This window comes from Streptomyces durocortorensis (assembly GCF_031760065.1).
Lineage (GTDB): Bacteria > Actinomycetota > Actinomycetes > Streptomycetales > Streptomycetaceae > Streptomyces.
Map to the genome: position 1 here is coordinate 3,180,692 of NZ_CP134500.1, position 20,191 is coordinate 3,200,882.

General features: G+C 71.1%; 18 protein-coding genes and 1 pseudogene. 4 read left to right on the forward strand and 15 right to left on the reverse strand.

The features are described 5' to 3' along the window. Positions 1-579 precede the first annotated feature (579 nt). From RI138_RS13940 to RI138_RS13960, 5 genes are all read right to left on the reverse strand, one after another. Positions 580-2,121, reverse strand: coding sequence for a DUF7059 domain-containing protein (locus RI138_RS13940; RefSeq protein WP_311120171.1), 1,542 nt, complete (start codon positions 2,119-2,121; stop codon positions 580-582). 81 nt (positions 2,122-2,202) lie between these two features. Then, positions 2,203-2,835, reverse strand: coding sequence for a small secreted protein (locus RI138_RS13945; RefSeq protein WP_311120172.1), 633 nt, complete (start codon positions 2,833-2,835; stop codon positions 2,203-2,205). A 290-nt stretch (positions 2,836-3,125) separates the two neighbouring features. Next, positions 3,126-5,555 (reverse strand): sodium-translocating pyrophosphatase, encoded by a 2,430-nt coding sequence (locus tag RI138_RS13950; protein ID WP_311120173.1) that lies wholly within the window; start codon positions 5,553-5,555, stop codon positions 3,126-3,128. 257 nt (positions 5,556-5,812) lie between these two features. Next, on the reverse strand, positions 5,813-6,283 hold the full coding sequence (locus RI138_RS13955; RefSeq protein WP_311120174.1) for an ATP-binding protein: 471 nt from the start codon (positions 6,281-6,283) through the stop codon (positions 5,813-5,815). Positions 6,284-6,482: 199 nt separating this feature from the next. Next, positions 6,483-6,836, reverse strand: coding sequence for an STAS domain-containing protein (locus tag RI138_RS13960; protein ID WP_003967428.1), 354 nt, complete (start codon positions 6,834-6,836; stop codon positions 6,483-6,485). A 79-nt stretch (positions 6,837-6,915) separates the two neighbouring features. Between RI138_RS13960 and RI138_RS13965 the strand changes: the two genes are divergently transcribed. Beyond that, positions 6,916-9,399, forward strand: a complete 2,484-nt coding sequence (locus RI138_RS13965; protein ID WP_311120175.1) for a DEAD/DEAH box helicase — start codon at positions 6,916-6,918, stop codon at positions 9,397-9,399. A 194-nt stretch (positions 9,400-9,593) separates the two neighbouring features. On the opposite strand, the gene RI138_RS13970 is transcribed toward RI138_RS13965, so the two are convergent. Together RI138_RS13970 and RI138_RS13975 are read right to left on the reverse strand one after the other, a co-directional pair. After that, complete coding sequence (locus RI138_RS13970; RefSeq protein ID WP_311120176.1) at positions 9,594-10,016, reverse strand: TlpA family protein disulfide reductase; 423 nt, start codon at positions 10,014-10,016, stop codon at positions 9,594-9,596. A 256-nt stretch (positions 10,017-10,272) separates the two neighbouring features. Next, entirely contained in the window at positions 10,273-10,779 is a 507-nt protein-coding gene (locus RI138_RS13975; RefSeq protein ID WP_311120177.1) for an RICIN domain-containing protein, read from the reverse strand. Between the two features lie 205 nt (positions 10,780-10,984). Here RI138_RS13975 and RI138_RS13980 point away from each other — a divergent pair, with 205 nt between their 5' ends. Next, the gene (locus tag RI138_RS13980; RefSeq protein WP_311120178.1) at positions 10,985-11,461 is read left to right on the forward strand and encodes a DUF3515 family protein; all 477 of its coding nucleotides are present in this window, start codon (positions 10,985-10,987) and stop codon (positions 11,459-11,461) included. A gap of 46 nt (positions 11,462-11,507) precedes the next feature. Here RI138_RS13980 and RI138_RS13985 read toward each other — a convergent pair whose 3' ends face one another. Beyond that, positions 11,508-11,855 (reverse strand): helix-turn-helix domain-containing protein, encoded by a 348-nt coding sequence (locus tag RI138_RS13985; RefSeq protein WP_096623043.1) that lies wholly within the window; start codon positions 11,853-11,855, stop codon positions 11,508-11,510. A gap of 372 nt (positions 11,856-12,227) precedes the next feature. Between RI138_RS13985 and RI138_RS13990 the strand changes: the two genes are divergently transcribed. Both RI138_RS13990 and RI138_RS13995 read left to right on the forward strand, forming a co-directional pair. Next, a complete protein-coding gene (locus RI138_RS13990; protein WP_311120179.1) occupies positions 12,228-13,442 on the forward strand; it encodes a hypothetical protein in 1,215 nt (404 codons plus the stop codon). A 96-nt stretch (positions 13,443-13,538) separates the two neighbouring features. Further along, positions 13,539-14,000, forward strand: coding sequence for a hypothetical protein (locus RI138_RS13995; protein ID WP_311120180.1), 462 nt, complete (start codon positions 13,539-13,541; stop codon positions 13,998-14,000). A gap of 132 nt (positions 14,001-14,132) precedes the next feature. On the opposite strand, the pseudogene RI138_RS14000 reads toward RI138_RS13995, so the two are convergent. The 7 genes and pseudogenes from RI138_RS14000 to ssd form a co-directional block, all read right to left on the reverse strand. Beyond that, a pseudogene (locus RI138_RS14000) lies at positions 14,133-14,711 on the reverse strand (Rv3654c family TadE-like protein); the annotation flags it as partial. Continuing rightward, positions 14,708-15,100 carry a TadE family type IV pilus minor pilin gene (locus tag RI138_RS14005; RefSeq protein ID WP_311120181.1) on the reverse strand — a complete coding sequence of 131 codons (393 nt, stop codon included), beginning with the start codon at positions 15,098-15,100 and terminating at the stop codon, positions 14,708-14,710. The gene RI138_RS14005 and the pseudogene RI138_RS14000, both read right to left, overlap by 4 nt. A gap of 91 nt (positions 15,101-15,191) precedes the next feature. Further along, on the reverse strand, positions 15,192-15,488 hold the full coding sequence (locus RI138_RS14010) for a DUF4244 domain-containing protein (RefSeq protein ID WP_398862963.1): 297 nt from the start codon (positions 15,486-15,488) through the stop codon (positions 15,192-15,194). 255 nt (positions 15,489-15,743) lie between these two features. Further along, positions 15,744-16,562 (reverse strand): type II secretion system F family protein, encoded by an 819-nt coding sequence (locus RI138_RS14015; RefSeq protein ID WP_311122894.1) that lies wholly within the window; start codon positions 16,560-16,562, stop codon positions 15,744-15,746. Positions 16,563-16,597: 35 nt separating this feature from the next. Next, positions 16,598-17,539: a type II secretion system F family protein gene (locus RI138_RS14020; protein WP_311120182.1), complete on the reverse strand. Its 942-nt coding sequence runs from the start codon at positions 17,537-17,539 to the stop codon at positions 16,598-16,600. Beyond that, positions 17,536-18,684 (reverse strand): TadA family conjugal transfer-associated ATPase, encoded by a 1,149-nt coding sequence (locus RI138_RS14025; RefSeq protein ID WP_096622929.1) that lies wholly within the window; start codon positions 18,682-18,684, stop codon positions 17,536-17,538. Before RI138_RS14025 ends, RI138_RS14020 begins: the two co-directional genes overlap by 4 nt. After that, the gene (gene ssd, locus RI138_RS14030; RefSeq protein WP_311120183.1) at positions 18,681-19,817 is read right to left on the reverse strand and encodes a septum site-determining protein Ssd; all 1,137 of its coding nucleotides are present in this window, start codon (positions 19,815-19,817) and stop codon (positions 18,681-18,683) included. Before ssd ends, RI138_RS14025 begins: the two co-directional genes overlap by 4 nt. Positions 19,818-20,191: the final 374 nt, after the last annotated feature.

Genomic DNA, 20,191 nt, shown 5'->3' on the forward strand with positions numbered 1-20,191 from the left:
GTCGAGGTGTTCGTCGCCCGCGCCGTACGCGTCGATCTCCCGGATGTCGCGTTCCTGAAAGCGGGACTTGAGCCTGCCGGGGGTGTCGAGCGCGCGTATCGCGCCGCCCGCGATGGCCGCGAACCGGTGGGCCAGTGCTGCTCCAGCGCACCTTCCCAGTACGCCGCGTAGGCCTCGGCGAGGGTGGCGCAGGCGGACTCGGGGTCGTCCACGTACGGCCGGACGTGCGGGTGTTCCTCCATCCCCGCGTAGTGCTCCCGTACGCCCTTTAGGGCGACGTCGCCCGGGGTGGCACGGATGATGTCCAGCTCGGCGTCGACGGACGAGGCTCCGACCGGCCGGGGCAGCAGGAAGTCCGGGAAGCTGTGCGGCCCATGGGCCAGGAGCCGCAGCGGCCGTATGCGCTCGTCGTGCCGCAGCACCTCGCGGGCCCGGGCCCACCCAGTGCTCGTACGGCCAGGAGGGGGCACGGTGCGGCAGCGCGAGGTGCATGCTGCAGAACGCGTCCCACAGCGGGCTGACAGCGATCCGGGGGCCCCGAGCGTGGCTTCGTCCAGCTCGATCCGGATCACGCCGCCCTCACCCGAGGCCCTTTCTCGTCGTACCCCCGGCCACCGGCTCCAGGAAGCCCTCCTCGACCAGCAGCCGGATCGCCTGCGGGGTGCGGTCGCGCAGGAGCACCGGGTCCTCGGACATCAACTGCGCGATGGCGTCCAGGATCCGCCCCGCGGGCAGCGAGCCGTCGCACACACCGGCGAACCCGGCGGCCACCGCGTCCACCTTGGTCGCCCGCATCATGCCCCGGTGCTGACGCAGCACCACATGCTCGGGGTCCTCCGCGCCGGGCAGGCCGACCTGCTCCTGGACCACCTCGGCGGCCAGGCTGAAGTGCCCGGCGAGCAGCGCCGCGTCGTCCTGGTCGCGGAGGTAGTCCTGGCGGGCGAAGTGGTCCTGGACGGCCCGGCCGAGCGGCTGCTGCACGGCGTGCGGCCACTCCTCGACGACGACCGAGGGATTCCCGGCGGCGGCCGCGGCGGACTTGCGCAGGGTGATCCAGCCGAAGCCGACAGCCTTGGTGCCGCGCGCCTCGAACTCGTCGAGCCACGCCTCGTACCGCTCGGTGTACTCGGCGGGGTCGCTGCGGTGGTCACCGCTGTCCCGCAGCCACAGCTCGGCGTACTGCGTGACGTCCTGGACCTCGCGCTGCACGATCCAGGCGTCACAGCCGGACGGCACCCAGGAACGCAGCCGGTCCTGCCACTCCTCGCCCTCCACGTGCTGCCAGTTGGCGAGGAACTGGGCGTAGCCCCCCTCATTCAGGTGGTCCCCGGACTGCTGCACCAGCGTGCGGCACAGGTCGTCGCCGCCCATGCCGCCGTCCCGGTATGTGAGACGGGCGCGGGGCGAGATGACGAAGGGCGGGTTGGAGACGATCAGGTCGAACGTGTCGGAGCCGACCGGCTCGAAGAGGGAGCCCTCGCGCAGGTCGGCGGGGGCGGCGCCGGACAGGGCCAGGGTGAGCCGGGTGAACTCCAGGGCGCGCGGGTTGAGGTCCGTGGCGGTGACCCGGGTCGCGTGCTGGGCGGCGTGCAGCGCCTGGATGCCGGAGCCCGTACCGAGGTCGAGGGCGGAGGCCACCGGCGTACGCACGGTGATCCCGGCGAGGGTGGTGGAGGCCCCGCCGACGCCGAGGACGACGCCCTCCTCGCGCGAGCCGATCCCCCCCGCACCGCCGACCGCGCATCCGAGGTCGGACACGATGAACCAGTCCTCGCCGTCCGGCCCCCCGTACGGCCGTACGTCGACGCTCGCGCGGACCTCACCGCCCGCACCGCCCTCACGGGTCACCCAGCCGTCCGCGACGCACTCCTCCAGCGGCAGGGCGGCACGGGCCTGCTCCTGGGCGACAGGGCGCTGGAGAAGGAACAGCCGCACCAGCGTGTCGAGCGGCGTGCCGCCCCGGGTGGCCCGCAGGGCGGGGACCGTCTCGCTGCGGGCGAGGGCGGCATAGGCGGGCGCGCCGAGCCGGTCGAGAAGCCCGTCGGCGGTGAAGTCCGCGGCGAGCAGGGCCTCGCGGAGGACGGCGGCATGGTCGGCTGCGGGAAGGCTGGTCTTACTCACGCCACCCATTGTGTCCGGTCCCACTGACAACGGCAGCGGCCCGGACGCTCATCGAGTGTCCGGGCCGCCGCGGAACGCTGGCTACGACTTCTTGTCCGCGGACGCCGAGGCCTCCGGGGACGCGTCCGCGCCGGCGTCGGGCGCCCCGGAGCCCGAGGCTCCGGTCGAGGCCGTGGGCTTCTGGCAGCCCTTCTGCTTCGACATGGCGACCCCGACCTCACCGGACTGAAGCTTCTTCAGCGCCTGGTCACCGCTGGTGCTGATCTTGTTCAGCTCGTCGGCGATGCCCTTCAGGCCATCGGCGAACTTCGCCTGGTCCTTGGTGTCGAGGGCGTCGACCTGGGTCTTGAGGCCGGCGTACGCCTTGGAGGAGTCATTGAGCTCCTTGACGGCCTCCTTCTGCGTGGTCTCGCCGTCGTCGACCGGCGGCGGACCCGCCGAGTCCACGGCCGCGCCCAGCGACTTGTACGCCTGGGAGATCTGCTGGAAGGCGGCCGAGTCGGTCTTCTGGACATCGGCGGGCTTGCTGTTGTCCGCGGTCTGCTGCTGGATGGAGGCGTTGGCGTTGGCGATCTTCTGCAGCTGGGGCTGGACCTCGTCGCAGACCTTCTTGGCCCAGTCGTTCACCTTGTTGTCGCTGTCGTCGCTGCAACCCGACAGCGTCAGTACGAGTACCGCACCGCCGGACAGTGCGGCTGCAAGCTTCTTGTTCACCGGATTGGTCCCTTCCAAGGCTCTCGGCCCCGGAACTTACACGCCGAGGGGACGACAACCGGGTGACGGGCATCCGATGTGCACGCTTTTGAAGCCATTTGCACCAAGGAGAATGAGGGAGACGCCACTCGGCCCGAGATTCGGACACACGATCGGGAACGTACGGCACCGGGCAGGGATTCACGCGCGGAGGGGCGGGCGGCGCATCCGCATGCGCCGCCCGCCCCCGCCCCGGCCACACGCCGCCCCACGTCACCCGGACGTGGGGCCGACGCGCCCGTCCGTGCGGCTCACGGGGCCGCCGCGGGGTCCGGGGCCGGGACCGAGGGGCCGCCATCGCCCGGAGCCTCGCCGTCACCCACTGCGATGCCTCGCCGCTTGGAGACGTAGACCGCCCCGACGATGATCACGATGGCGACGACGGCCACCAGCGCCCGCACCCAGGGACTCGCGTCCACTCCGTAGCTGAACTGCACGATCGCCGGAGCGATGAGCAGGGCGACCAGGTTCATCACCTTGAGGAGCGGGTTGATCGCCGGGCCCGCCGTGTCCTTGAACGGGTCGCCGACCGTGTCGCCGATGACGGTCGCGGCGTGGGCCTCACTGCCCTTGCCGCCGTGGTGACCGTCCTCGACGAGCTTCTTGGCGTTGTCCCAGGCGCCGCCGGAGTTGGCGAGGAACACCGCCATCAGCGTCCCTGTGCCGATGGCGCCCGCGAGGTACGAGCCGAGCGCGCCGACGCCGAGGCTGAACCCGACCGCGATCGGCGCCAGCACCGCGAGCAGTCCGGGCGTGGCCAGCTCGCGCAGGGCGTCCCGGGTGCAGATGTCGACGACGCGCCCGTACTCCGGCTTCTCCGAGTAGTCCATGATCCCGGGGTGCTCGCGGAACTGCCGCCGGACCTCGTAGACCACGGACCCGGCGGACCGGGAGACGGCGTTGATGGCGAGCCCGGAGAACAGGAAGACGACCGCGGCGCCCAGGACCAGGCCGACGAGGTTGTTGGGCTGCGAGATGTCCAGGCTCAGCCCCAGCTCGCCCGCTCCGGCCCCGACCTCCGCGACGGCCGTGGCGATGGCATCGCGGTAGGAGCCGAAGAGCGCGGCCGCGGCGAGGACGGCGGTGGCGATGGCGATGCCCTTGGTGATGGCCTTGGTCGTGTTGCCCACCGCGTCCAGGTCGGTGAGCACCTGCGCCCCGGCCCCGGTGACGTCCCCGGACATCTCGGCGATGCCCTGGGCGTTGTCGGAGACCGGACCGAAGGTGTCCATGGCGACGATGACCCCGACGGTGGTGAGGAGCCCGGTCCCGGCGAGGGCCACCGCGAAGAGCGCCAGCATGATCGACGTACCGCCCAGCAGGAACGCCCCGTAGACGCCGAGGCTGATCAGGAGCGCGGTGTAGACGGCCGACTCCAGGCCGATGGAGATGCCCGCGAGCACCACGGTGGCCGGTCCGGTCAGCGAGGACTTCCCGATGTCCTGGACGGGGCGGCGGTTGGTCTCGGTGAAGTAGCCGGTGAGCTGCTGGATGAGCGCGGCCAGCACGATGCCGATGGCGACCGCGACCAGGGCGAAGATCCTCGGGTCGCCACCGTGCCCGGTGATCGCCTCGTCGGTGACCCCGTCCAGTTCGGCGTACGAGGACGGCAGATAGGCGAAGGCGGCGACGGCCACCAGGGCGAGCGAGATCACCGCGGAGATGAAGAAGCCGCGGTTGATCGCGGTCATCCCGCTGCGGTCGGTGCGGCGCGGGGCGACCGCGAAGATCCCGATCATCGCGGTGACGACACCGATCGCCGGAACCATCAGAGGGAAGGCGAGTCCGGAGTCGCCGAACGCGGCGGTCCCGAGGATGAGCGCGGCGACGAGCGTGACGGCGTAGGACTCGAAGAGGTCGGCGGCCATGCCCGCGCAGTCACCGACGTTGTCGCCCACGTTGTCGGCGATGGTCGCGGCGTTGCGCGGGTCGTCCTCCGGGATGCCCTGCTCGACCTTGCCGACGAGGTCGGCGCCCACGTCGGCGGCCTTCGTGAAGATCCCGCCACCGACCCTCATGAACATGGCGATCAGCGCCGCGCCGAGGCCGAAGCCCTCCAGCACCTTGGGCGCGTCGGCAGCGTAGACGAGCACCACGCAGGAGGCCCCGAGCAGGCCGAGCCCCACCGTGATCATTCCGACCACGCCACCGGTACGGAAAGCGATCTTCATCGCTTTGTGCGAGACGGCGGTGAGATCCTTTTCCGGTTCGCCTTCCGCGGGAGTCGCTTCCCGCGCGGCCGCGGCCACTCGCACATTGCTCCGTACGGCGAGCCGCATGCCGATGTATCCGGTCGCCGCCGAGAAAAGCGCGCCCACCAGGAAGAACAGCGAACGCCCCGCGCGCTGCGACCAGTTGTCGGCCGGCAGCAGGAACAACAGGAAGAACACGACGACGGAGAAAACGCCGACCGTGCGCAGCTGCCGGGCCAGATAGGCGTTGGCGCCCTCCTGGACCGCCGCGGCGATCTCCTTCATGCGTTCGGTGCCCTCACCGGCGGCCAGGACCTGGCGTACGAGCAGTTGGGCGACGACCAGCGCGGCGACGGCGACGGCCGCCACCACGATGATGATCAGCCGGTTGTCGCCGGTGAGTACCGCCGCCGCGAGGGAGACGGGTCGGTCGGAAAATGCGGATTCTTGCGTCAGTGCTGCCATTGGGGTGGTGAGGAACTCCGCCATACGTCCTCCTTGACGCTCAGCGCTCAAGACGTGGACGGATTGTAGGGAGCGGAACCTGATCAAAACAGTGGGCGGGAAGAGAATTGATCGCTCTCCCCCCCCAACGCCGAAAGATCAACGGAGGGATCCTGCTCGAATGCAGTAATGGAGCAAGCGCATTACACGAAGAGACCCAAGAAAAAAGGCCCTGCTCAGCAGGGCCTCGGAAAAATGAACATCGCCTGCGGGTCTCCGCCGGGCAAAGGGCGTCGGGGCCCTCAGGGACGCGCCACCGCATCGGCCGTCGGCCAGCTCATGCGGATCACCCCGCCGGCCGCACCGGAGCGGACCTCCACATCGTCGACGAGGCCGCTGATGACCGCGAGGCCCATCTCGTCCTCGCCCTCACCGTCGGTCTCGGGATCGGGCTCGTCCAGCCCCGCCCCGGACCCACCGGCGCCGTTGCGCGCTTTGGACGTTGCGGAATCGCTGCCGGGGCCGGGAACGCTGTCCCCGACCTCGATGGAGAACGCCTTCTCGTCCTCGGTCAGCGCGACGCTGACCGGCTCGGTGATGCCGTGGCTACGGTGCAGCCCCACGGCACGGCTGCACGCCTCGCCGACGGCGAGCCTGACCTCGTCGAGCACCGCCTCGTCGACGCCGGCCCGGCGCGCCACGGCGGCCGCCACCAGGCGGGCCGTCCTGACATGTTCAGGCTGGGCGCTGAAGCGGAGTTCAACGGTGGCCATGCCATCCCCCTCGAACGTTCGGGCGTACGCCTCAGGGGCCCCGGGCTTGTGGCCCGGCACCCCTGCTCTCCTCTTCCGGAAGCCGACAAGGCCGACAGCCGACCCGAAGGTCGACCGCCCGCCCGTCGCGGCCCATGCGCTGCCGCTGCCGGCCTGTTCGCTACCTGCCGACCGGCCCGGGGGCCGGTCCACTCCGACCTCAGTCGGTGGCGGCGACAGCCTCGTCGACCGTGGTGTGAATCGGGAACACCTTGGTCAGACCTGTGATCCGGAAGATCTTGAGAATGCGCTCCTGGTTGCAGACCAGGCGCAACGAGCCCTCATGGGCCCGGACACGCTTCAAGCCACCCACGAGCACGCCGAGGCCGGTGGAGTCGAGGAAGTCGACACCTTCCATGTCGACAACCAGGTGGTAGCTGCCGTCATTCACCAACTCGACCAACTGCTCGCGCAGCTTGGGCGCGGTATACACATCAATCTCGCCACCGACCTCGACGACCGTACGGTCGCCACCAGGGCCGGACACATTGCGAGTCGACAGGGACAGGTCCACGGATCCTCCAGCACCTTGCTATCGAGCGGTCGCCCCTCAGTCTCCCCGACGGAGGCCAGGGGACGGATCGCCAGCCGCGATGGCATTCAATCACTTACCAGCAGCCATGCACGACGCCTTGGGACCATTGTCCGTCACGCCAGTGACACACTCGGTGCCGATGGCCAAGAATCACCGTCCCGGACGACCACCCGAGAGTGGGGACTCGCGCCCCTCTCCCGCCATGATCCTCGACCGGCTCGCCACAGGGGCGGGCCGGGCCGCGCGCATCACTCATACGGAGCACCTGCCCCCACGATCGGGAACCCATGCCATCTGGCCGGATCGCATCCGGCCAGAAGTGATCTCGGCGATCGAAAAAGCCGGAATCGACCATCCGTGGGCGCATCAGGCGACCGCCGCCGAGCACGCGCTGGACGGCGAGTCCGTCGTGATCGCCACCGGCACGGCCTCCGGGAAGTCCCTCGCGTACCTCGCACCGGTCCTCAGTACCCTCCTGGACGGCTCCGAGGCCCCGAACGGCCGCGGCGCCACCGCCCTGTACCTCGCCCCCACCAAGGCCCTGGCAGCGGATCAGCGGCGCTCGGTGAAGGCCCTGGCGGCTCCGCTCGGCAATGCCGTCCGGCCCGCGGTCTACGACGGCGACACCCCGGTCGAGGAACGCGAGTGGGTGCGCCAGTACGCGAACTACGTCCTGACCAACCCCGACATGCTGCACCGCGGAATACTGCCCTCCCACCCCCGCTGGTCCTCTTTCCTGCGCGCCCTGCGGTACGTCGTGATCGACGAGTGCCACACCTACCGGGGCGTCTTCGGCTCGCACGTCGCCCAGGTCCTGCGCCGTCTGCGCCGCCTGTGTGCCCGCTACGGGGCAGATCCGGTCTTCCTCCTCGCCTCGGCCACCGCGGCGGACCCCGCGGTGGCCGCAGGGCGCCTCACGGGCCTGCCGGTCCGTGAGGTGTCCGACGACGCCTCCCCGCGCGGCGAGCTGGTCTTCGCCCTCTGGGAGCCCCCGCTGACCGACCTGCACGGCGAGAAGGGCGCCCCCGTACGCCGTACGGCGACGGCCGAGACCGCCGACCTGCTCACCGACCTGACCGTCCAGGGCGTCCGCTCGGTCGCCTTCGTACGCTCCCGGCGCGGCGCCGAACTGATCTCGGTGATCGCCAAGGAGCGCCTCGCGGAGGTGGACCGCTCGCTGCCGAAACGGATCGCCGCCTACCGGGGCGGTTACCTCCCCGAGGAGCGGCGCGCCCTGGAGAGGGCGCTGCACTCCGGCGAGCTGCTCGGACTGGCCGCCACCACCGCCCTGGAGCTCGGCATCGACGTCTCCGGCCTCGACGCGGTCGTCATCTCCGGCTACCCGGGCACCCGGGCCTCCCTCTGGCAGCAGGCGGGCCGCGCCGGCCGCTCGGGCCAGGGCGCCCTCGCCGTCCTGGTGGCCCGGGACGATCCGCTGGACACCTACCTGGTGCACCACCCCGAGGCGCTGTTCCAACAGCCCGTGGAGTCGACCGTGCTGGACCCGGACAACCCCTACGTCCTCGCCCCCCATCTGTGTGCGGCGGCCGCCGAACTGCCTCTCACCGAACCCGACATCGCGCTCTTCGGTCCCGCCGTGCCCGAACTGCTCCCGCAGCTGGAGGCGGCGAAGCTGCTGCGCAGGCGGGCATCGGGCTGGCACTGGACCCGCCGCAAACGAGCCGTCGACCTCGCCGACATCCGGGGCGGGGGCGGCCGCCCCGTGCAGATCGTCGAGGAGGGCACCGGACGCCTGCTGGGCACCGTCGACGCGGCCGCCGCCCACACCGCCGTCCACGAGGGCGCCGTCCATCTCCACCAGGGCCGCACCCACCTGGTCCGGAAACTGGACCTGGAGGACTCCGTCGCCCTGGTGGAGCAGGCCGACCCGCCGTACTCCACCGTCGCCCGCGACACCACGGCCATCAGCGTCCTGGAGACCGACACCGAAGTCCCCTGGGGTCAGGGGCGGCTCTGTTACGGCTCCGTCGAGGTCACCAACCAGGTCGTCTCCTTCCTCCGTCGCAAACTCATCACCGGCGAGGTCCTGGGCGAGACCAAGCTCGACCTGCCGCCCCGGACCCTGCGCACCCGAGCCGTCTGGTGGACCGTCACCGAGGACCAGCTCGACGCCGCCCGGATCAACCCGGAGATCCTCGGCGGCGCCCTCCACGCCGCCGAACACGCCTCGATCGGCCTTCTGCCCCTCTTCGCCACCTGCGACCGGTGGGACATCGGCGGCGTATCGGTACCGCTCCACCCGGACACCCTGCTGCCGACGGTCTTCGTGTACGACGGCCACCCGGGCGGCGCCGGGTTCGCCGAGCGCGCCTTCCACACCGCCCGTACATGGCTGACGGCGACCCGTGAAGCCATCGCCTCCTGCGAGTGCGAGGCGGGCTGCCCCTCCTGCATCCAGTCCCCCAAGTGCGGCAACGGCAACGACCCCCTGCACAAACGCGGCGCCGTACGCCTCCTCACCGAACTCCTCCGAGCAGCACCACCGGAGCCGTCGGCCGGACGGACTGACGGGCAGGCCTGACAGAGGTCTGGCAGAGGTCTGGCAGAGGGTCTGAGGGAAGACTGGCGGACAGGTCTGACGGGCAGGATTGGCAGCGAGGTCTGACGAGTCAGGCCGGGAGCAGCGGCCTGAGGGGGCAGGTCAGGACGGGAGCAGCAGCCTGAGGGGGCAGAGCAGGTCAGGCCGGGAGCAGCAGCCTGAGGGGGCAGAGCACGTCAGGACGGGAGCAGCGGCCTGACGAGCCGCTTCAGCTCCGCTTCACCGATCGCCCCGATCCGTGCCGCCGCGATCCGCCCCTCCGGGTCGACGATGATCGTGAACGGATAGCCGGTGGTGTTGACGACGCCCTTCGGCAGCCGGAGAAGCTGCCGCCCCTGCGGGTCGTGCAGGCTCGGATAGACGAGCCCCGCGTCCCTCTCGAAGGAGCGCGCCGCCTCGACCGAAACATCCGCGTTGACCCCCACCACCCGCAGCCCCTTGCCCTGCAACTCCTCCTGCACCCGGGAGAGTTCCGGAGCTTCCGCACGACACGGGCCGCACCACGACGCCCACGCGTTGACTACGACGACCTTGCCCCGCAGTCCCTTCAGGCTGACCTGCCCGTCGCCACCCACACGCTCCCCGGAAAGCTCGGGCATCGCGACCCGATCTGCGGGGGCATAGGACTTGAGCGGCCCGGGCCTGCGGACGTCGTCCGCGGGCGGCGGAGGTGTCGAGCACCCCGCCAGCGCAGCGAGCAGAAGGGCCGCCGCAATTGAGGCTCTTAGCGTCTTCACACTCGTCGATGATGCCACCGCCTCCCGCATGGCCTGCACACGGGAGGGGCTGAATACGCCGGTCCGGACCTGGGAGAAGTCCGAGCCCCGGACGGAAAGGGGCGTCCGGGCATTTCCGTCAGGACAGGCCCCATTCCTGGCGCCCGCGGGCCTTGTTCGATCCGCTGCTCTTCTCCAGATACGGGTGTGATCCCGCCTTCGTGGACTTCGAGGCGATGACCTTGCCCTTCGACTTGCTGTAGATCTTCGAGCCGCTGAGCGCCCACTGGTGGCTCTTCTTCGCCGAGTTGCAGGTGCTCTGCACCAGACGGCTCTTGGCGCCGACGACCAGGCACTTCCCGGACTTGTCGTTCTTGATGGTGAACACCGACTTGTTCTTGGAAACTCGCTTCATTGTCCACCTCTGCGTCTTGTAGGCCTTGGCGCACTTGGCCAGGACCAGTCGCGCGTTGTTCTTCTTGCTGCCGCCCATCGACAGGCAGTTGCCCGACGCCCACACTCGCTCCAGCCGGGTGTGCGCGTACGGGTTCTTCGCCTGCGGAGCCGCCTGGGCGGGTGTCGAAAGCAGCGGCAACGACCCTGCGGCGACTGCGGCCAGTACGAGCGAACCGGTTGCTTTGTACATCGAGGTCCCCCTCCACGAGGAAACAAAAGGCTGAGCGCCCGAACCTAGAAGTGAACCCCTCTGTCCACCACGTCTCTTGGGGAGGTGTCCAAAGGGGCATTGCCCCAATGGGCAATACGCGCGCCCCTCATTCCCTCCGCTCCACCCCATGCCATAACGTGTCGCCCGACCATCTCCCTCTCGCCGGGAAGACGAACCGTTGAGCATGCCCAGCAAACGCACAACCCTCCCTCTGGCGGCTGCAGTCGTGGCCGTCGCCGCCGCGCTGGCGTTCGTCGTGACCAAGGAGCCCCACTACGACATCCGGCCGGGCGCCGAGGCCGGCAACCCCCAGTGCGAGCGCATCACGGAAAGCGCTCCAGGCAAGCTGGCAGGGCACGCACACCACGACACCGAGTTGCCCGGAGTCGCCGTCTGGGGAGACAGCGACATCGTTCTTCGCTGCGGCGTACCCGAACTCGGCCCCACCACAGACCCCTGCTTCGCAGCCGACGGCGTCGACTGGGTCATCGACAGCGCGAGGTCAACCGACACCAGCAAGGTGATCACCACCTACGGCCGCACCCCGGCCACCGAGGTCACCGTCACCCAGTCCCTCAAGGCGCCCGACGAGGTGCTCGTCGAGCTCTCGGCCCTGATCTCGCCGATCGAGCAGACCGCGCAGTGCGTTCAGCCGGACTGATCAGCCTTGCGCCCGCACCTGGCACGGCGCGGGCGCAAGACCCTCATCACGCGGCGGCATGCCCCCGATGGCGGCCGGAAACCTTCGCCGGGTGCCGCGTGCACGACGGATCGGAACACAGCACGTCATGCGCCAGAGCCGACACGATTGCGGCCTGCGTCCGCGTCTCCTGCCCGATCTTGCCCACGATGCTCGCTATGTGCGCCTTCACCGTTCGCTCCGCGATACCCAGCTCCTGAGCCAACTGTCTGTTGCCCAGGCCCATACCGAGCAGCAGAAGGACTTCCTTCTCCCGGCCGGTAAGGCTCTCCAACCGCCATGCAGCGCTCCTGGGATCGCGCCCCGTGCGCAGGTATGGACAGGTCGCGTCTCCCGCCTCGGACCGTGTGGTCATTCCGGTCCTTCCTGATCCCCGCCCCTTCCAGCAGACCCCCGTGGCCTGGTGGCAACAGAGACCAGCTATCAGCGTACCGCCCGCTCTGACGCGGACACGGTCGACACAAAGTCCATAAGTCCGGTTCATGTACGCCGCATTGACCTTTCGGGAGGGTCCCTTTCGGGCCATGCCTGAAGGGACAATGTCGCCCAACCATCCATCCCCATAACCTCGTTGAGGATCACGCGCCGCCAGACCCGCGGGAGCCAGGGCGGGCCGGCCACTTACCCCGGGGATCGCTTCCACGTGTGCAACTCGCCTTCCCCGTATGGCGGCCGAAGCGGCCAGGCGCACGGTATCCACCTGACACGAGAGGAAGATCACCCTCCTATGCCCATACAGGCACGGCTCCGCACCGGCATCCTCACGGCCACCGGAGCGTCCCTCCTCATCGGCAGCCTCACCGCCGCAGCACCCGCCCCGGTCCAGCCGAGGACTGCCGCCTCTTCCACCGAAGCCGCCTTCGTCCTCGACGCCGACAGCGGAAAGTTCGGTGCCACAAGGGTCCTTCGGAGCGCACAAAGCAGCAGCATCCAGACCGTCAAGAACTACGTCGGTACCGCTACCGATACCCAGGTTCTCGCCCTCGGCAGCCAGCGTGCGGTCGCCGACAACACCCTCGCCTCCTCTCCCAACAAGGCGGAACGCGCTGCCTGGGCCGCCTCGTCCACGTTCGTCGACCTGTCCTGGCCGGATCTCGGCGCCACCCGTTACACGGTGTACCGCGACGGCATCGAGATCGGTGAGGCGACCGGTCACAGCCTCCGTGACACCGCCGTCACCCCGGGCTCCGAGGTCTCGTACACCGTCGTCGGGGAGACCAAGGGAGGCGTCGGCCACACCTGGGGGCTGACCGCCACCGTGCCCACCGACGACGACCCCGCCACGCTCGCCGCCACCGCGCGGCAGATCGAGGCCAAGGCGAAGAAGTACACCAAGACCACCGTGGTCTGGCGGTCTTTCATCCGCCCGAAGTGGGCCACCGTGCCGAAGAAGCTCGGCTCGGTCTCCGGCTGCAAGTACACCTCCGGTTACAAGTACGCCGGAGACAACCGCGGATACTCCAAGAAGATCACCGGGCCCCGCTTCCGGGCCGGGGTCCGGGGTGTCATCCACTGGAACAAGTCCTCGTACGACCTGTTCCCCAAGACGGGATGGACCAAGGTCTACAAGGCCAAGTCCGGGAAGTTCGTCGCCAAGCGCAAGGCCAGCACGAAGAAGATCGACTTCCGTGCGATGACGAAGCACAACGGAAAGACCCGTGCCGTACGCGGCACGATCGAGGCCACCGACCCGTTCTGCCCCTCGTCCGGGCTCCGCCGAGCCGGGGTCGGGGCCACCTTCGACATGCGCCTGGCCCGCAACGGCGACTTCTACGCCACCGGCAAGTACCGCAAGGCGCCGGATCACGAGCTGTACCTGTTCGGCCACCGAGGGAAGAAGCACTCCACCAAGGTCGTGCACCGGTCGAAGAGTGGCAGCCTCCTGTGCCTGTCCCAGCCGATGTGCGAGCGCGGCACCATCGGAAACAGCGGTGGTTACTGACCCCACCCACCCACCCCACAACCGCAGCGGAAGGCCCCGGTGGGACGATGAAGCGGGACAGGACGCCACCCGGCATCCTGTTCGAAAGGGGTAGACATGACTGTCACATGGCGCGGCGCTCTCTCTTACGCGCTGACCGTAACCGTCGTGTCCTGGCTGGTCGGCCTGGGCGTCGAACTCGCACTGCTGGTCCTCTCCGACGGGCACGACGACTGGAGCGCCGGTAGAGCGGCGGACCCCTGGGAGCTGGTCTTCCCGGTCGCCGCCGTCATGGCTCTGACCGCCGCCCGCCGCTTCCTGCAGCCCCTTCCGCGCTGGCGTGTGATCGTGACCGACGGACTCCTCTACACAGCTGTCCTGTTGCTGTGTGGAGGAATCACCGCCTGGGCCACCGGGGACGAAGCACCGGTCGACAGCGCGTTCGTGACCGGCATCTTCGCTCTCTTCAGCCTCCAGCTCCCCGCGGCGTGGGGGCTGTCGGGCTGGCGCTCGGGGAACCTGGAGGTCGTGGTCGCACCAGCGCTCACGGCGGAGCAGCCGAGCCGTCCCACCAGCTGACGCCTTGAAAAGGCTCGCGGCCGAATCGACCCGGCCGAACCTGCCGACCACCACCGCGTCGAGAGCAACCGGAGGGCCGGCCCGGGCCCGGACAGCGGGCCTGTAGGGCCCGAAGCTCGACCGGGCGACCACATCGGCGGTCTCCCCGTGCACCGCGCAGCGGACGAGCACGGCGTTCTGCGCCAGGGCCACCCTCCGGGCCGCCCCGCAGGCGACCTCTGCCCCCTCCAGCGCCCGGTCCGCAGCGGCGAGGGCCGCCAAATCCGCTGCACCGCCCGCCTGGTGACGTGCGGCCACGGCCTGCCCCAGGGCGAGAACGAGTGCGAACACCGTGCACAGGGTCGCCGTGGTCACAGCCACCCACACCGTCGCCATCCCTCGATCCATCCTCTGCGACCGCACCCCACCCGGCCACCCGCCCCGGGGCATCGTCCAAGGCCGGACCAGGGGCGGGAACCAGGCCCCCCGAAGCGGAGCGTGGAGCCGAAGCGGGTCCCGACTCCGAAGCCTGAACCCGCACGGGTGCCGGCACGGGAGCGGGTCCCGGCGTCGGCACCGGTCGCGGGCCCGGCCCAGACCCCAGCCGCGGCCCCGGGCGTCGTCGCGGTCACGATCCTGGGCCAGGATCCGGCCAGTGCCCCGGCCCCGGCCCCGGGCCTTGCTCCGGCGGCGCAGACTCCGCCCCCGGACCTTGACGTACGCCGTCTTCATGGCCCAGCGCTCCCCACCGTGTCCTCGGCCAGGGCTGCCGCCTCGGCACGCAGCGTGAGAGCCAACGCGCCCGGGCCCGGGGTCGGCGCCTCCACCCGGACGCGCCACAGGTCCCCCGCCCTCGCCACCTCGACGCGGGCTCCGCCGGGCGCAGCGTCCCGCGCGGCTGCCAGCACCGCCGCCTCCGGCTCCGAACGTGCCGCGGCCCGCGCCCCCGCCCGCGCCGCGTCCACGCACCGGATCTGGTCCGAGGCCGCCACCAGCGCCCAGAGCAGCGCCATGGCGAAGGCCACCAGCACCGGGATCACCACGGCCGCCTCGGCGGTCACCGCCCCACGATCCCGGCGCCTGGAGCAGATCAGGCTCCGAACCACGCTCCTGTCGCACATCCGTTCCGGGCTCCGCCGCCCGGCAACCTTTCGCCGCTCGCACCGGTGCCGTTCGCGGGCGGCGGCCCCCCGCCCGCATCCGGCCCCGCCCTCAGAACTTCGCATCGAGCGCGTCCTCGACCAGGGACTGCATGGCCGACAGCACCGGCCCGCTGTTGACCACTTTGTAGAGCACCGCGGCGAAGGCGCATGCCGCGATGGTCCCCACCGCGTATTCGGATGTGGTCATCCCGCGATCCGACCGGCCGAGCCTCCCCGACCACTGTGCGGTCCACTTGGTCTGCCGGTCCGACAGCCACATCATCTTGGTCTGCCGGTCCGACAGCCACATCGACGGCCGCGTTCGGCACAGTGCGCCGGCGGCCCGGTCCCAGAACTTCGTTTCCATTTCATCCCCCGATGAGCATCGATATCGAGTGGGCGCCCGAACGGAACACCCATGAGTGACGGCTGAGCTGACAAGCCGAGGCTTCGCTGGTGGCAACCGAGTCGCGGCCCGAGCCACGCGCTGGCCCACCGACCTCCCGCAACCTCCCGGACCGCCGGCCCACCGGCCCCGCAGGCACTGCAGGCCCGTGGGCCCTGCTGGCCCTGTGGACCCCACCGGCCCCGAAGGACCGCGGAGCGACCGAGCCGGATCTCCCTAACCGGCCCCGAGCAGTCCACCTGCCAGCCCGATGATCACCGGCGCCACCCCGACCGCCAGGAAGGCCGGGAGGAAGCAGAGCCCGACCGGTGCGGTGATCAGCACCCCGGCCCGTTGCGCCCGGGCCACGGCCGCATCGGCCCGCTCGGCCCGCATCGCCCTGGCGAGTGCGGCAACCGGCTCAGCGGCCGGTGCACCTGTCGATCCGGCCCGGTGCAGACAGCGGGCCAGCGAACCCGCACCCGGTATCTCCCCGAGGCGGCTCCACGCCTCGGCCGGTTCGCCGCCGAGGCGGATCTCGGCGGCGGTACGGGCGAGCCGGTCGCCGATCGGGCCGCCGATGGATTCGCCAACCGCCTCCGCCGCCTCCCGGGGGCCTGCCCCGACAGCGATACAGGCCGCCAGCAGATCCGCGGCGAGCGGAAGCTGCCCGGCGATCACGGCTTGCTCCTGGTGAGCCCGGCCCGAACGTTGCCGGGTCCGGTTCCGCTGCCAACGCCACATCCCGTACGCCGCAGCCAAACCGACAGCCCATCCCCTCGCACCACCCACCAGAATCCATCCGGTCAGCCAGACCCCGGCAGGCGCCGCCCACCGCCCTGCACCGCCGCCGACCCCGACGCCCCCAGCACCCCCAGCGGGACCGTCCCCGCCGCTCGTCCTGATCGATGCGGTCACCCGGCCCCACCACCCGGCTCGTGCGCCCGGGGCCGTCCCCAGCAGCAACGCGCCCCGCCCGCGAACAGCTCGCTCCCGGCGCCCGACGGCCCACACAAGCCCCGATAGCGCTGCCGCACCGAACGCTGCCGCCGCCATCCCCAGGCTGTGGAGAACTTCGCCGCCCATCACACTCACGTCGCCTCCCCTCCGCGTACGATCCGGCAGGCCCAGAACAGTCCGGCCGCCTCCAGGAAGCCGCCCACTGCCAGACAGACCAGTCCGCCCGGGGAGTGCAGCAGCACGCGCAGGGGCTCGGCTCCGAGCGCTGCTCCCAGCCCCAGGCCCGCGACCGGGAGCAGCGCCAGGACCACGACGGTCGACCAGGCTCCCGCCAGCTGGGCCCGCAGGGCTTCCCGACGACGCCGGTCCTCCCGCAACGCCGTCTCCAAACGGTCTAGCCCGGCCGCCAGCCCCGCCCCGCCGTCGACGGCCACCCGCCAGCACGCAGCCATCCCGGACAGCCCTTCAAGCCCCGCCCCTTCCGCCGCCTGCCGCAGCGCCCTCGGCACATCACCCCCGAACCGCGCCGCCGCCAGCACCGCGGCCTCCGCATCCCCCAGCCACGCACCGGGGCGGGCACTCACCGACGCACCTCCGTCCGCCACCCCGTCGCGGCCCGCCGCCTCGCAGTCGCGCAACGCGGCCAGCAACGCCTGCCCCGGCTCCTGACCAGCCCGAAGCTCCCCGACCACGGCTCCGCACAACGACGCCACCACGTCCGCCCTCCGCTCCCTCTCCCTCCGTCCGGCCCGACCGCGCAACCACCGCCGTACCAACGGAACCGCCACGGCTCCAGCGGCCAAGGGCAGCACCGAGCCGCCCAGCACAGCGAGCAGCACCGCGATCGGAACGCACCACCACTCCCGACGCCGCCCGGTCAACTCCCGCAGCCGATCCCAAGCCTTGGGCAGCCCCGGCCACCGGCTCCACGACCGACGCGGCTCGGGCCGAACGCCCACGAACAGCACCCGCGCCCGCCGGGCCCCCGGGTCCCGCATCATGGTGAGCCACACCGCAGAACCGGCGCAGAGGGCCGCGATGTGGGTCGCCTGGACCGACGTTCCCCCTGTCACAGCACACCTCCGACCAGCGACCGCAGCCGCTCCCATCCCCGCTCCGGAACGAAGCCGTCGATGCCCCAGGCCAGTGCGGGGACCGTGACGACCAGCCCCGCCTCATCCCGGTCCAGAACGTGCACCTCGGCGATCCGCCGTTGCCCCGAGCGGTCCCGCACGAGGTGTACGACCACCGAGAGCGCGGCCGCCAACTGGCTGTGGAGGGCGACCCGGTCGAGACCGGCCGCGGTCCCCAGCGCCTCCAGTCGGGCCGGAACATGCTCGGCCGCGTTCGCGTGGACCGTGCCGCATCCTCCTTCGTGGCCGGTGTTCAGGGCCGCCAGGAGTTCGAGAACTTCGACGCCCCGCACCTCGCCGACCACCAGCCGGTCGGGGCGCATGCGCAGCGCCTGCCGCACCAGGTCCCGCAGTGTCACCTTTCCTGCCCCTTCCTGGTTGGCGGGGCGGGACTCCAGGCGGACCACATGTGGGTGGTCCGGCCGCAGTTCGGCGGAGTCCTCGGCGAGCACGATCCGCTCGTCCGCCCCGACCGCACCCAGCAGACTGGCGAGGAGAGTTGTCTTGCCCGCCCCCGTGCCTCCGCTGATCAGATACGAGAGCCGGGCTTCGACCAAGCACCGCAGAATCCGGTCGCCGCCCGGCGGGACCGTGCCCGCCTCCACCAACTCCGCGAGCGAGAAGGCCCGCGGCCGCACCACCCGCAGGGAGAGGCAGGTCGAGCCGACCGACACCGGAGGCAGCACTGCATGCATCCGGGTGCCGTCCGGCAACCGTGCGTCCACCCACGGCCGCGCGTCGTCCAGTCGCCGGCCTGCCACCGCGGCGAGGCGCTGAGCCAAGCGCCGCACCGCCGCCGCGTCCGGGAAGGTGACACCCGTCAGCTGGAGCCCGCCGCCCCGGTCCACCCACACCCGGTCCGGCGCGGAGACCAGCACATCGGTCACCGCCGGGTCCGCGAGCAGGGGTTCCAGCACTCCCGTGCCGACGAGTTCGCCCCGCAGCTCCGCCGCCGCCCCCAGCACCTCGGCATCGCCCAGCAGCCGCCCCTGGGCCCGCAGAGCGGCCGCCACTCCGGCCGGGGTGGGAGCGGTACCGCTGCGCGCCAACCGCTGCCGTACGGCGTCGAGCAGCGCGTCGGTCATGGCGCGCCTCCCCCGGCCGGACCCGTCGCGGCGCCGGTGTCTCCTGCGGCCGCCGCCTGCTCCCAGAAGGCCGCGCAGAAGCGGGCCAGTGGACCGCGGGCGTTGCCACCGGGCGGGGTGCCGCTGCCCTGGGAAGCCAGAAGCCCTGACTCCAGGGGCAGTTCGCCGATGAGCGGGAGCCCGATGGCCTGGGCCACCCACTGCTCGTCCAGGCCTGCCGCATACGGTCCGCGGGGCACGACGCGCAGGTCGTCCAGCACCATTCCGGCCAGGGAGGCCACGCGTTTGGCGGCTGCGACGGCTCGCAGTTCGCCCGGGACCACGAGCAGGCCGAGATCGAGCTGAGCCAGGGCTTCCGCGACGCCCTCGTCGACCCGGCGCGGCAGATCCACGACCACCACGCCGCCGAGCCGACGGGCGGCGGCCAGCACCGCTCGCATGGCCTGCGGCGGGATCACCACCTCGTCGTCACGGCCCCAGCTCAGCACCCGCAGCCCGTGGAGAGCGGGCAGTGAGTCCTCCAGGGCTCCCCCGCCGAGGCGCCCCTTCGAATGGGCGAAATCCGGCCACCGCATACCTTCGGCGCGCTCCCCGCCGAGCAGGACGTCGATTCCCCCGCCCAAGGGGTCGGCGTCGATCAGCATCGTGCGCCGCCCCGATCGGGCCGCACTCACCGCGAGGGCGCAGGCCAGCGTGGACGCGCCGGAGCCACCCCGCCCGCCCATCACGCCGACCGTGAGCGCGGGCTTCCCCACCCCTTCGGCCGCATTGGCGATCTGGTCGACGAGCCAGCCCTCGGAGTCGGGCAGCCGCAGCACGTATTCGGCCCCGATCTCCACCGCACGCCGCCACACGTCCGGGTCGTCCTGGTCCCGCCCGACCAGCATCACGCCCCGCCTGCGGCCGGCGCCCCGGCATCGCACGGCGGCGTCATCCCCCACCAGAACCATCGGAGCCCGCTCCCAGCCGCCCCGTCGCCCGGGCGGCCCGTGGTGGACTTCCGGCTCGGCCCCCGCTGCCGCGCACAGCCGCAGCAGGTCGTCGAGCAACTCCACGTCTTCCGTCACGATCAGCGGGCCTCCACGCCGCCCTTCGGCGACCGCCGCCCCTTCTTCCGCCAGGGATCCAGCCACGATCTCCGCCCCCTTCTCACTGCCCCTTCAGTGCGGTTCGCGGCGATCTCGGAACGTTTCCGAGATGCGCGATTCCGGCACCCGCGGACTTCGCGGGTGGAATCAACGTGCAGCACAACGGAAAAACGTGTGGATCTTGCTGAAAAACTGTGGACAACTTCGACCTTGTGAATATCTCCGTCACCCATACCAGCGACTTCCGGAGAGCAGCCCATCCGTTACACACTGTGACGAGACGAGGCGCGCATCGGCGGCTCGCACGATCAGGCCGATGACGGCCGAATGGGAGGCTGAAGTGGATCTCGCCCGTGAAAATGCGTCCGGACATGCGACGACCCCCGCCGGGGGGGAGAGCGGGGGTCGTCCCCACGGCC